This is a genomic window from Halomonas litopenaei, assembly GCF_003045775.1.
Classification (GTDB): Bacteria; Pseudomonadota; Gammaproteobacteria; order Pseudomonadales; family Halomonadaceae; genus Halomonas; species Halomonas litopenaei.
Map to the genome: position 1 here is coordinate 104,590 of NZ_PXNS01000009.1, position 11,728 is coordinate 116,317.

Here is an 11,728-nt window from a genome sequence, read left to right on the forward strand (position 1 = left end):
CACACGTTTTGCCGCCACATCTGTTACCACGACATGGACATCGCCTGGAAGGCGGGAACTCAACTCGACTGATCGCGCTCCCTGGCTTCCTCGACGGTTTCACGGGCGTCGTGATGCTCTTCGTTGTCGGCGTCCGGGGTGTCGTGCTCGTCGGCTCTGGAGGGGCGATAACAGACGGTGGCAAGGATCGGGAAATGGTCTGAGCCAAAGGCCCGCAGCCGATCCATCTTGGCAAGGGTGAAGTGCTCGCTGACGAAGACATGGTCCAGCGGCCAGCGCAGGAACGGATAGCCGGCGTGGAAGCTCGAGAACATGCCGCGGCCGCGCCGCAGGTCCAGCATGCCGCTGACGCGGCAGAACAGGCGCGTGCTGCGTGACCAGGCAACGTCGTTGAGGTCGCCGGCGACCAGCGTCGGTACCGGGTTCTGGTGGATCTCTTCGGCGACCAGCGAAAGCTCGGCGTCCCGCCACAGCGATTCCTCGCTCTCGCTCGGTGCCGGTGGCCTGGGGTGAAGGGCGCGAAAGCGGATGTGATCTCCGCTTTCGAGTTCCACCTCACAGTGGATCGAGGGGATGTCATCCTGGATCAGCCACTTGACCTCGGGGTCGATCAGCGGGCGACGGGAATACAGGTGCATGCCGTAGAGGTTGTCCAGCGGGACCCGCACGGCGTAGGGGTAGCCGTCTGCCAGGCCGGCATCGAGCTTGTCGCCCCACCATTGGTCGGATTCCAGGGTCAGCACCATGTCCGGGTCGCGCTCGGCGATGATCTCCAGCAGGTCGTCGCTGCGCCGGTTCGGCGTGAGTACATTGGCGATCAAGAGCGTCAGGCAACGCTCCGGGGCGTCGCCCTTGGCGGCCATGACCTGCACCGGCCACAGCGGTGTCCAGGGCAGTACATAGAAAGCCTGGATGGCGAAGACGACCAGGCCGGCCGTGGCAATCCAGAGTGTCAGGGGGTCGCTCGCCAGCGGGCTTGCCAAAGCACAGAACAGCCCGATGAGTCCGATCTGGACACGGGGGAATTCACAGGCCCTGAGCCACCACCAGTGGGACGGAATCCTGGCGATCAGGGTAGCGCCAGCGACGATGGTCACCACCGCGATCAGAAGGGTATCGATGACAAGTGAGAGCATGCAGGGGTCCCTTTTCGGTCCGGCGCACCGGCTCGGCGCAACAATGATGATGACGAGCCTAACGGTCCTCGGCCTTTAACGATAGAGCCAAGGAGCGCCGTTGAGGACCTCAGGCCCGTTCGCGCGATGTCGGTGTGGCACTCGCGAAGTATTCCTCGAGCCGTTCTTGGGCCTCGTCGCCGAACAGGATTCGGGCGGCCTCATCGAGGCCAGGTGACCCGTGCAGGGTCTGAGTGTCCACCACCAGGGCGATCTTGGAGCGGCGGCGCAGGAAGTCCTCGAGTCGTGTGATCATCTCTCGCCGGGCGGCGTGCTCGAGCTCGCAGCGCAGGTACTCGGTACCCTCGATCAACAGCTCTCCCTGTCGCGGGTCCTGGCGGATCTGCTCCAGCATGTCGAAGGCGTTGAGGCCGTAGCGACGCCACAGGCGCTTGCTCAGAGGTTCACTGGACGAGGAAGGGGTGCGCTCATCGAGGCCCAGCAGGCTTGCCTGGTGCAGGAATTCTCGCCTGTCCGTGTCGGAAGGTTCGCCGTACCAGCGGGCGCGCGGCTGTGGCAGCTCGAGGCCTAATCGTTGCACCTCTCTGACGATCTCCTCGCCGACGTTGAGGCAGTCGGTGAGCTTGCCGCCAAAGATGCTGATATGGCGCTCCTTGGCGTTGATGTCGATGGCATGCTTGCGCGACATCTGGAGAAAGTCGCGGCCATTGCCGGCGTTGGCCTTGACCGCCAGCGGGCGCACGCCGCAGCGAGTGGCGATGATGTCCGAACGGTCGAGCGGGCGCTTCAGACTCAGGCGCTTGTTGATGTTGTCCAGCACGAAGTCGATGTCGGCGTCGCTGATCGCGACCTCCGGGCGCTCTTCCTTGGTGTCGGTGGTGCCGATGCAGGTGCGCGGCCCCATGGGAATGGCGAAGAACAGCCGCCCGTCGTCGGCAAAGAAGGCCAGCACGCGCTGGCGCTCGGACAGCCGTGGCACGATCAGGTGGATGCCCTTGGAATAGGCGTGGTGGTGATCGGTGGTCTGTCGGCTCAAGGCGTTATGGTCGTCCACCCAGGGGCCGGTGGCATTGATGATGATTCCGGCGCGCAGGCTGAAGGTCTCGCCGCTCTGGTTGTCCCGGGCGTCAACGACCCAGCCGTTGTCGCTGCGCCGCGCCCCCCGCGACTCGACGTAGTTGGCCGCCGCCGCGCCGTAGTCCAGCGCCGAGCGTACGAAGCTATAGACGAAGCGGGCATCGTTGTCATGCAGGTAGGCGTCGGAGTACTCGAAGCCACCGATCGCCGCACGCGTATCGACCAGTGGCTCGCGTCGGTTGATGCCTTTTGGCGTCAAGTAGCGCGGCAGTCGGGTGAAGGCGTTGCCCATCAGCCAGTACAGCCAGGTGCCCGCCCAGAGCATGCGAGGGTGATAGCGAAAGCCCCTGTCGATGGTGGTCAGAAAGCGAATTTCCTGGACCGTCGACGGGAAGCTCCTGATCAGGTGGTTGCGGCTCTTGCATAGCTTGCGCACCAGCGAAAAGTCATAGCTTTCCATGTACTTGATGCCGCCCCACACCAGATTGGACGAGTGCTGACTGGTCTCGCCGGCGAAGTCGCCACGGTCGATCAAGGCCACCCGGGCGCCCTTGCCGGCCAGCGCGGCGGCGCTGGCGGCGCCGTTGATGCCGGCGCCGATGATCAGTACATCGAAGTGCTCCTCCTTCAGGCGCTGAAGGTTGGCGTCACGTAGTTGCATGCATGTCCCCCGCGGTTCCTGAAGGAGTCGGGACGCAAGGCCCCGGTGTGGTCAGTCTTCGTCGCGCTCCCAGTTCATGGTCCGTCGCACGGCCTTTTTCCAGCCCTTGTAGCGTCGTTCCCGTTCGGCGTCTTCCATGGCGGGCGTAAAGGTGCGTTCGATGTCGCCCCGGGTGGCGAGCTCCGGCAGGTTCCACATGCCCACCGCGATCCCCGCCAGGTAGGCCGCCCCCAGGGCGGTGCTCTCGATGACCCTGGGGCGTTCGACGTCGACCGCCAGCATGTCAGCCTGGAATTGCATCATGATGTTATTGGCGACGGCGCCGCCGTCGACCCGCAGGGCCTTGAGGGTGATCCCCGAGTCCTTCTGCATGGCGTCGATGATGTCTCGCGTCTGGTAGGCCAGGGCGTCCAGGGTGGCGCGGGTGATATGCTCCTTGCCGGAGCCTCGGGTCAGGCCGAAGATCGCTCCACGGGCGTACATGTCCCAGTAAGGAGCGCCGAGGCCGGCGAAGGCGGGGACCACGTAGACACCACCGGCATCCTCGACCTTGCTGGCGTAGTATTCGGAGTCTTCCGCCGAGTCGATCATCTTGAGTTCGTCGCGCAGCCACTGCACCGCCGCGCCGGCGATGAAGATCGATCCTTCCAGCGCATAGGTGACCTTGCCGTCGAGCCCCCAGGCGATGGTGGTCAGCAGGCCCGAGGTCGAAGGCACCGGGGTCTCGCCGGTATTCATCAGCAGAAAACAGCCGGTACCGTAGGTGTTCTTGACCATGCCCTTGTCGAAGCAGGCCTGGCCGAACAGGGCGGCTTGCTGGTCACCGGCGATACCGGCGATGGGGATCTGGGCGCCACCGAACATTTCCTTGGCGGTGGTACCGTAGACCTCGCTGGATGGCCTGACCTCGGGCAGCATCGCCCGGGGAATATCGAGGGCCTCGAGCAGTCGGTCGTCCCAGTCGAGCCGCTTGATGTCGAACAGCATGGTGCGCGAGGCGTTGGAGACATCGGTCAGGTGGCGTTCGCCGCGGGTCAGGTTCCACACCAGCCAGCTGTCCATGGTGCCAAACAGCAGATCGCCAGCCTCGGCGCGCTGCTGGGCACCGTCCACCTGGTCGAGGATCCAGCGAATCTTGGTGGCGGAGAAGTAGGCGTCGACCACCAGGCCGGTGGTGTCGCGGATATGGGCTTCCAGCCCCTGGGCCTTGAGGTCGTCGCATAGCGGTGCGGTGCGTCGATCCTGCCAGACGATGGCGTTGTGGATCGGTTTGCCGGTGTGCCGGTCCCAGATCAGGGTGGTCTCGCGCTGGTTGGTGATGCCGATGGCGGCTACCTGGGACGGCTTGACGCACTGGGTTTCCAGCACTTCTCGTGCGACTCCCATCTGGCTGCCCCAGATCTCCATGGCATCGTGTTCCACCTGGCCTGGCTTGGGGTAGTGCTGGGTAAATTCCTTCTGCGCGATGCCGACGATGCGGGTGTCCTGGTCGAACAGGATGGCCCGGCAGCTGGTGGTGCCCTGATCAAAGGCGAGAATATAGCGTGTTGGCATGTTCCGGTGTCCTGACGGTTGTTGTGGTCGAGCGATACCTTCACCTTCGGTGAGCAGACGGTTTCCGTCTAGTGCTGCCGGCAGGGACATGGCCAGATGCAGCGACGTCGGGTGCCCCTATGCAACGTCGCCGCCGCGGGTGATCAATGGTCGTACGAGGCCACAACAAGTTCGTTATCGAAAATAAAGGTAGCGTTGAGGTCGTGAACGAACAACCAGAGCGCGAAAGTTTTCGCTAGCACTTTGGTCGTGCCGTCTGGAGAGCAGGGGAAGAACGTCGCCTCGGCTGGAGTTGGTGCGGCAAGGCGTCCACGGGACCTAAGAGGAGTCGGGAGGGCCTGGCGTTTTCGCAAGATGACACAGAGCGGCTGTGGCAGGCCAGGTGCAGGATCAGGCCAGGTGCAGGGTCAGGCCAGGCGCAGGATCACGCAAGGTGCAGGGCGACCCCGTGTTCCTGCAGTAGCCGTGCGATGGCCTCCGGTGGCTCGCGATCGGTGAACAGGGCGTCGAGTTGGGATACGTTGCCCTGGCGCACCACCGGGTTGCGGTGAAACTTGGAGTGATCGGCGGCCAGAAACACCTGACGTGAGTTCTCGATAATCGCCTGAGCGACGCGGACTTCCTGATAGTCGAACTCGAGCAGGGAGCCGTCCTGATCGATGCCGCTGATCCCGATCAGCCCAATGTCCACCTTGAACTGATGGATGAAGTCGATGGTCGCTTCGCCGATGATCCCGCCGTCACGGGGTCTGACCTGGCCGCCGGCGACGATCACCTTGAAGTCTTCCTTGTGATGCAGGATGGACGCCACGTTGAGGTTGTTGGTGATGATCTCCAGGCCCTGATGCTCAAGCAGTGCCTCGGCCACCAGTTCATTGCTGGTGCCGATATTGATGAACAGCGAGGCGTGGTGGGGCACCTGGCGCGCCACGGCATCGGCGATGCGTCGTTTGGCGTCGAGGTTGAGCGTCTTGCGGGTGGCGTAGGCGGTATTGACGGTGCTCGACTCGAGGCCCGCGCCACCGTGGACTCGGCGCAACCGGCCTTCGCTTGCCAGTGTGTTGAGGTCGCGGCGGATGGTCTGAGGGGTCACCGCGAAGTGATCGGTCAACTGCTCGATGCTGGCGTATCCCTGGCGACTGACCAGTGCAATGATGGCGTCCTGACGCTGCTGCTGGTTCATCCCGATTGCCCTTGTGCTTGGAAGGCCTTGAAAGATGGAAAGCCCTTGTGCCTGAAAGGCCCCTGACAGACGGAAGGCCTCGATAGAAGAAAAGCCCTTGTGCCTGAAAGGCCCCTGATAGACGGAAGGCCTCGATAGATGGAAAGCCCTTGTGCATCGATGGCCCTGGAACAGGCAGGCCCTGGTGCATGGAACGTCCTGGTACATTGCCGGCGAGGACGTCGCTTTGGGCCGCCGATGAGGCTGTCGTGGATCTCGCTTCACCAGACGCATTCCCGATGATCGTAAACGAACGCGACCGGATTTGGCGATGGTGGAATCGCGCTGCGGTGAAGGCGTTCGAGACGCCGAACGCGACCCTCGAAGGAAAAAATCATTCGGTGAACTCAAGGGCTTGCAAAATTCTGCCGAAGGCGTAGAATTCGCATCCGTTGTCAGCAGCGAGGGTGGTGACTCCCTCGTTTCGGCAGCCGTGTAGGACCATAGCTCAGTTGGTTAGAGCGCCACGTTGACATCGTGGAGGTCGGCGGTTCAAATCCGCCTGGTCCTACCAGCTAGATCGCACATCGAGTGATGCAGGACCATAGCTCAGTTGGTTAGAGCGCCACGTTGACATCGTGGAGGTCGGCGGTTCAAATCCGCCTGGTCCTACCAGCACTACCTCGCAGTGCCATTGCAAGGCGTATTGCGACGTGCCATCTCGCTTTCCTGCTTCAGGACCATAGCTCAGTTGGTTAGAGCGCCACGTTGACATCGTGGAGGTCGGCGGTTCAAATCCGCCTGGTCCTACCAGATTACAGACAAAAGCCCCGTGGCCTCGCCTCGGGGCTTTTGTCGTTTCTAAGGGTCGTCGCCGTCGCCGGTGTTTGGCAACTGATGCCACCGGCTGATCAACGCAGTGGCCGAGCCGCGGGTGGGCATTGAAGTGAGTGCGCCGCCTCCGGGGCGGCGCGGTTCATCCGTTCGGACAGTTCAGGCGTCGCCGAGCCCGCTCAAGCGGCGGAAGGTGGCCACCAGGCGCTCGATGCCGGCCTGGTCGTCTTCGCTGAAGCGCCCCTGGTCGGGGCTGTCCAGGTCGAGCACGCCCCATAGTTCACCGTCCTTGTCGAGCACCGGCACCACCAGTTCGGAGCGCGAGGCGCTGTCGCAGGCGATATGGTCCGCGACCGCGTGGACGTCGTCGACGCGTTGGGTCTGGCGGCTGCGGGCGGCGGCGCCACAGACACCCTTGTCGAAGGGGATCGGATGACAGGCTGGCTTGCCCTGAAAGGGGCCCAGGGACAGCATGCGCGGCTGGCGCTGCAGATAGAAGCCGACCCAGTTGAGGCGCGGGACTTCCTGCATGATGAAGGCCGAGGTCTGGGCGGCGTTGGTCAGCCAGTCGCCGGAGTCGAGCAGGGCGGTGAGCTGGCGGTCGAGAAGATCGTAGGAAGACATGTCGAGTGTGGCAGTGTCCGCGGGTGAAAACGGCGAGGCCGGCGCTGGGGCCGGCCTCGAGAGGGAGCGCGCGTCAGGCTTACTTCCAGCCAGGAACGGCGGCGCCCTTGAACAGCTCTTCTGCCTTGGCGGCGACTTCGTCGCTCTGGTAGGCGTCGACCAGTTGCTGGATCTCCTCGCGATCCTCGTCGCCACCGCGCACGGCGATGATGTTGACGTAGGGCGACTCGGGGCCTTCCTTGACCAGGGCGTCGTCCAGGGTCAGGCCGGCCGGCTGGGCGAAGGTATTGTTGATGAAGGCCATATCCACGTCGGGCAATACGCGCGGCAGCTGGGCCGCCTCGATCTCGCGGAAGTCGAAGTCGTGGGGGTTTTCCACGATATTCAGCGGCGTGGCTTCCAGGTTTTCGGGGTCGTCCAGAGTGATCAGGCCCTCGTTGTGGAGCAGGATCAGTGAGCGGCCTTCGTTGGACGGGTCGTTGGGCAGCGCGATGGTGGCGCCCTCGGGCAGGTCCTCGATGCTCTCGTACTTCTCGGAGTAGGCCCCGATCGGGTAGACGAAGGTGCGCCCGGCGATGGCGAAGTCGTAGCCGCGGTCGTTGACCATGGCGTTCATGTAGGGCTCGTGCTGGTAGGCGTTGGCGTCGAGGCTGCCGTCGGCCAGGGCGGCGTTGGGCGTCACGTAGTCGGTGAACTCGATGATCTCGATCTCCAGACCATAGCGCTCCTCGGCCAGATCGGCGGCGACCTGCATGACGTCGGTCTCGGGGCCGGCGACGGTGCCCACCTTCAGGCTGTGCTCATCGGCGTTGGCCTGGCTGATCGCCAGTGACAGGGTGGAAAGCGCCAGGGCGCCCAGCAGTGTCTTGCGCATCTTCAGTGTCTCCCGAAACGGTGTGTGACGTGTGTGGCGATGTTAATGGAATAACACGTCTTTCGCTAATGCAATTTGGTTATTAAGGCCATGCAGGGTGCATGTCACTTGTGGTCACTCTTGCGCACCAGATAGTCACCCAGGCTCTGGAAGGCCTGAACCATGACCACCAGGATGGCAACGGTGATCAGCATGATGGTCGGATTGAAGCGGTTGTAGCCGTAGCGAATGCCCAGGTCGCCAAGACCACCTCCGCCCACGGCGCCGGCCATGGCCGAGTAGCTGACCAGGGTCACCGCGGTGACGGTCAGGGCGGTGAAGATGCCCCCGCGAGCCTCCGGCAGCAGTACCTTGGTGATGATCTGCCAAGGGGTGGCACCCATGGACTGGGCGGCTTCCACCAGCCCGGGAGAAATCTCGTTCAGCGCGCCCTCGACCAGGCGTGCGATAAACGGAATCGCGGCGATGGTCAGCGGCACGGCGGCAGCGTTGGTGCCGATGGACGACCCCACCAGCATGCGCGTGAACGGAATGATCGCCACCATCAGGATGATGAAGGGGATCGAGCGGCCGATGTTGGTGATGATGCCGAGGACCGACTGCAGCACCGGCTGGGCCAGGATCTGGCCCGGGCGAGTGACATAAAGAAGCACGCCCAGAGGGATGCCGACCAGGGCCGCGATCACACCGGACACCGCCACCATATAGAGAGTGTCGAGGGTGGCTTCGAGGATGAGGTTAAACATCGCGCTGGACATGGCCAAGCACCTCCACTGTCAGGTCGTGAGATTGCAGGTAGGCGAGGGCGCGCCGGGTGTCCTCGGCATCCCCCATCAGTTCGGCGATCATCAGGCCCAGGGTTCGCTCCTGGATGGACTCGACCTTGGCCTGCAGAATGCTGACGTCCACGCCGCACTCTCGCGCCAGCCGCGAGATCAGGGGAGTGGACACGGCGTCGCCGGAAAACGCCAGGCGTACCACCGGATGCGAATTCGGCCCGGGTGTCTGCTCGAGGCGGTCGATCAGCTCCCTGGGCGGTTCGAGTTCGAGGAATTCGTTGAGGAAGTCGCGGCCGAGCTGAGTGCGCGGGGCGGTGAAGAAGTCGCCGACATCGGCTTCCTCGACCAGTCTGCCACCAGAGATCAGGCTGACGCGATGGCAGATCGACTTGACCACCTCCATCTCGTGGGTGATCAAGAGAATGGTCAACCCGAGCTTCTGGTTGATGTCCTTGAGCAGTTCGAGGATCGAGGCAGTGGTGTGGGGGTCCAGCGCCGAGGTGGCCTCGTCGCACAGCAGTACCTGAGGACGGCTGGCCAGGGCGCGGGCGATGGCCACGCGCTGCTTCTGACCGCCCGACAGCTGTGCCGGATACTGCTGGGCCTTGTCGGCCAGGCCGACCAGCTCCAGTAGAGGCGTGACGCGCTTGGTGATCTCGTCGCGCTTGACGCCCATCAGTTCCAGCGGCAGGGCGATGTTGGCGAATACCGTGCGCGAGGTCAGCAGATTGAAGTGCTGGAAGATCATGCCGATACGGTGGCGCGCCTGATTGAGGGCGGGGCCGGAGAGGCTGGTCAACGTCTGGCCATCCACCTCCACGGTGCCGGAGGTAGGCCGCTCAAGCAGGTTGACGCAGCGAATCAGCGTCGATTTGCCGGCGCCGGACAGGCCGATGACGCCGTGAATCTGCCCCTGGGGTACGTGCAGGTCGACGTCGGCTAGCGCCTTGACGGCGCGTGAGCCGGCACCAAAGGTCTTGGAAAGGTTGGTCAGTCGTATCATCTCAGCTACCGGGTGGGCACCGAGGGACCTGGGCGGGCAAGAGAACGGCAATGGGCAGGCATAAAAAAAGGCCACCCTGACGGGTGGCCATCAACGCTGGACACACCCTTTTAGCTGCACTTCATGCACCGACGCCTTGTGAGCGTCGCGGTACGGGCGCCCGCAATCCGGGTACAAATCGGCGCCTAAAAATGTAGCGGGCAAGGATAGGGCGAGCGAAGGACCCTGTCAATCGTTTACGCATAGCCGCTGGCAAGGTCTTTCGAGGTAGGCGCTACGTCGTAGTGGATCCGCCCGCCGGACGCCGTGACTGGCGATAGGTTTTCTGAACAATAGCGCAAGCGTGGACCTTTGGAGGCGCGGCTTCTAGACTGGGCCGGTTCGGGGAAGGCCCCGTGATGGCAAGGAGACAAAGATGTTCACCGGTATCGTTCAGGGCACCGCCGAGGTGGTCGAGATCAAGGAAGCGGAGGCCTTTCGCAGCCATCTGGTGCGGATGCCGCGTCACCTGTGTGAAGGCTTGGAGCTGGGCGCATCGGTGGCCCACAACGGGGTCTGTCTGACCGTCACCGATATCGACGGGGATCTAGTCAGCTTCGACCTGATGCGCGAAACCCTGCGGGTCACCAATCTCGGCGGTCTGAGCGTCGGTGATCGCGTCAACGTCGAGCGGGCGGCGCGCTTCGGTGACGAGATCGGCGGGCACGCCATGTCCGGTCACGTCATGGGGCAGGCGGAGCTGGTGGAACTCGACGAGGCACCCAACAACCGTCGCCTGTGGTTCCTGTTGCCGCAAGGCCTCGAGCGCTTTGTCTTTGCGAAGGGCTACATCGGCGTGGACGGCATCAGCCTGACCATTGGTGAGTTGCGCAACGATACCCGGGGGCCGGCCTTTTGCGTCGACCTGATCCCGGAAACGCTGGCCCGTACCACACTGGCCGACCGTCGCCCGGGAGACAGGGTCAATCTCGAGATCGATCCCCAGACCCAGGCCATCGTCGAGACGGTAGAGCGGGTCATGGCGGCCAGGGGCTGAGCGTCGACAAGTACCTTTGCAGCCAAGTGCTGTAGCTTTGTGCCGCAGCGCCCGGACGGGCGTCGGCGGTGGTCTCCCTCGCTTGAGAAGCTGCTAACTTAACCGGATGTAACATTCCTTTAAGTGCACCGACCGTGATCAGCGAGGGACTACCATGAAAATGACAGCCAAGGCATTGGCGACAGGCGTGTGCGCCGCAGCGGCGTTGGGAATTGCCACGGCTGCCGTGGCCCAGGATCTGTCTCCCTGGGTGGACAGCGAGGGCACCATCTCCTTGCCGGACAACTTCCGCACCGAGATGGCGCATCTGGGCTCCTGGTTCGTACCCGAAGGGGACGCCAGTGGCTTCCATAACGTCTATACCGAGCCCGAGAGCGTGGCGTCCTTCCGCGAGAACGGGGTCTTCCCCGACGGGGCCGTGCTGGTCAAGGAGTTGCGGGCACACAGCACCGGCGACTACACCACCGGCGCCGGGGTGAGCTACGAGAACGAGACCATCAAGCAGTGGTTCGTGATGGTCAAGGACTCCACCGACCGCTTTGCCGACAGCAATGGCAGTTGGGGCGATGGCTGGGGTTGGGCGCTGTTCAAGACCGATGATCCTTCCACCAACGTTTCAGCCGACTACAAGGCCGACTGTCTTGGCTGTCATGTCCCGGCCCAGGACAAGGACTGGATCTATACCGAAGCCTATCCGATTCTGGTAGAGTAGCGCGCCTTCGAGAGTCGCCGACATCGGGCGCGGTACGGCGGACTCGCCGTACCGCGCCCGATGTGCGTTTGGCCCCGGCCGATCGTCGAGGGCTGGGATGCCGCTTTATGGGGCGGGCAGCCTTGCTTGACGTGGTGGCGCTGGAGGTCGCGCGGACGACCCTGCGTGCTCCCTGTGCGTTGGCCAGGTTGTGCAGGATCGTCGTGATTCCCTGGACGGCCTGCTATATGGTGTCACTAGTCGCAGGGTGGCAGGGCGCGTTCGGCGAACTCTCGT

Annotated in this window: 10 protein-coding genes and 3 tRNA genes; 5 read left to right on the forward strand and 8 right to left on the reverse strand. The window is 63.5% G+C overall.

Going from position 1 to position 11,728, the window contains the following annotated elements:
* Nucleotides 1-59: 59 nt before the first annotated feature.
* The 4 genes from C6W88_RS15325 to C6W88_RS15340 form a co-directional block, all read right to left on the reverse strand.
* On the reverse strand, nucleotides 60-1,136 hold the full coding sequence (locus C6W88_RS15325; RefSeq protein WP_108133090.1) for an endonuclease/exonuclease/phosphatase family protein: 1,077 nt from the start codon (nucleotides 1,134-1,136) through the stop codon (nucleotides 60-62).
* A 109-nt stretch (nucleotides 1,137-1,245) separates the two neighbouring features.
* A complete protein-coding gene (locus C6W88_RS15330; protein ID WP_108133091.1) occupies nucleotides 1,246-2,874 on the reverse strand; it encodes a glycerol-3-phosphate dehydrogenase/oxidase in 1,629 nt (542 codons plus the stop codon).
* Nucleotides 2,875-2,925: 51 nt separating this feature from the next.
* Entirely contained in the window at nucleotides 2,926-4,428 is a 1,503-nt protein-coding gene (gene glpK / locus C6W88_RS15335) for a glycerol kinase GlpK (RefSeq protein ID WP_108133092.1), read from the reverse strand.
* Between the two features lie 424 nt (nucleotides 4,429-4,852).
* Nucleotides 4,853-5,611 (reverse strand): DeoR/GlpR family transcriptional regulator, encoded by a 759-nt coding sequence (locus C6W88_RS15340; RefSeq protein WP_108133093.1) that lies wholly within the window; start codon nucleotides 5,609-5,611, stop codon nucleotides 4,853-4,855.
* Between the two features lie 476 nt (nucleotides 5,612-6,087).
* Here C6W88_RS15340 and C6W88_RS15345 point away from each other — a divergent pair.
* The 3 genes from C6W88_RS15345 (at nucleotide 6,088) to C6W88_RS15355 (ending at nucleotide 6,403) form a co-directional block, all read left to right on the forward strand.
* A tRNA-Val gene (locus C6W88_RS15345) sits at nucleotides 6,088-6,164 on the forward strand.
* A gap of 24 nt (nucleotides 6,165-6,188) precedes the next feature.
* Nucleotides 6,189-6,265 (forward strand) — tRNA-Val (locus tag C6W88_RS15350).
* A gap of 61 nt (nucleotides 6,266-6,326) precedes the next feature.
* Nucleotides 6,327-6,403, forward strand: a tRNA-Val gene (locus C6W88_RS15355).
* Nucleotides 6,404-6,583: 180 nt separating this feature from the next.
* On the opposite strand, the gene C6W88_RS15360 is transcribed toward C6W88_RS15355, so the two are convergent.
* From C6W88_RS15360 to C6W88_RS15375, 4 genes are all read right to left on the reverse strand, one after another.
* Nucleotides 6,584-7,048 (reverse strand): free L-methionine (R)-S-oxide reductase MsrC, encoded by a 465-nt coding sequence (locus tag C6W88_RS15360; RefSeq protein WP_045992475.1) that lies wholly within the window; start codon nucleotides 7,046-7,048, stop codon nucleotides 6,584-6,586.
* Between the two features lie 79 nt (nucleotides 7,049-7,127).
* A complete protein-coding gene (locus C6W88_RS15365; RefSeq protein ID WP_045992474.1) occupies nucleotides 7,128-7,922 on the reverse strand; it encodes a MetQ/NlpA family ABC transporter substrate-binding protein in 795 nt (264 codons plus the stop codon).
* Between the two features lie 104 nt (nucleotides 7,923-8,026).
* Nucleotides 8,027-8,680 carry a methionine ABC transporter permease gene (locus C6W88_RS15370; RefSeq protein WP_045992473.1) on the reverse strand — a complete coding sequence of 218 codons (654 nt, stop codon included), beginning with the start codon at nucleotides 8,678-8,680 and terminating at the stop codon, nucleotides 8,027-8,029.
* Nucleotides 8,661-9,704: a methionine ABC transporter ATP-binding protein gene (locus tag C6W88_RS15375; protein ID WP_108133094.1), complete on the reverse strand. Its 1,044-nt coding sequence runs from the start codon at nucleotides 9,702-9,704 to the stop codon at nucleotides 8,661-8,663. Before C6W88_RS15375 ends, C6W88_RS15370 begins: the two co-directional genes overlap by 20 nt.
* A 415-nt stretch (nucleotides 9,705-10,119) precedes the next feature.
* On the opposite strand from C6W88_RS15375, the gene C6W88_RS15380 reads away from it, so the two are divergent.
* Nucleotides 10,120-10,740 carry a riboflavin synthase subunit alpha gene (locus tag C6W88_RS15380; RefSeq protein WP_108133095.1) on the forward strand — a complete coding sequence of 207 codons (621 nt, stop codon included), beginning with the start codon at nucleotides 10,120-10,122 and terminating at the stop codon, nucleotides 10,738-10,740.
* A 154-nt stretch (nucleotides 10,741-10,894) separates the two neighbouring features.
* Nucleotides 10,895-11,452, forward strand: a complete 558-nt coding sequence (locus tag C6W88_RS15385; RefSeq protein ID WP_231498667.1) for a cytochrome P460 family protein — start codon at nucleotides 10,895-10,897, stop codon at nucleotides 11,450-11,452.
* The last annotated feature ends 276 nt before the right edge of the window (nucleotides 11,453-11,728 follow it).

Coding starts and splice junctions, on each gene's coding strand:
- C6W88_RS15325 (WP_108133090.1), bottom strand. CDS start 1,136: ATGCTCTCACTTGTCATCGATACCCTTCTGATCGCGGTGGTGACCATC.
- C6W88_RS15330 (WP_108133091.1), bottom strand. CDS start 2,874: ATGCAACTACGTGACGCCAACCTTCAGCGCCTGAAGGAGGAGCACTTC.
- glpK (WP_108133092.1), bottom strand. CDS start 4,428: ATGCCAACACGCTATATTCTCGCCTTTGATCAGGGCACCACCAGCTGC.
- C6W88_RS15340 (WP_108133093.1), bottom strand. CDS start 5,611: ATGAACCAGCAGCAGCGTCAGGACGCCATCATTGCACTGGTCAGTCGC.
- C6W88_RS15360 (WP_045992475.1), bottom strand. CDS start 7,048: ATGTCTTCCTACGATCTTCTCGACCGCCAGCTCACCGCCCTGCTCGAC.
- C6W88_RS15365 (WP_045992474.1), bottom strand. CDS start 7,922: ATGCGCAAGACACTGCTGGGCGCCCTGGCGCTTTCCACCCTGTCACTG.
- C6W88_RS15370 (WP_045992473.1), bottom strand. CDS start 8,680: ATGTCCAGCGCGATGTTTAACCTCATCCTCGAAGCCACCCTCGACACT.
- C6W88_RS15375 (WP_108133094.1), bottom strand. CDS start 9,704: ATGATACGACTGACCAACCTTTCCAAGACCTTTGGTGCCGGCTCACGC.
- C6W88_RS15380 (WP_108133095.1), top strand. CDS start 10,120: ATGTTCACCGGTATCGTTCAGGGCACCGCCGAGGTGGTCGAGATCAAG.
- C6W88_RS15385 (WP_231498667.1), top strand. CDS start 10,895: ATGAAAATGACAGCCAAGGCATTGGCGACAGGCGTGTGCGCCGCAGCG.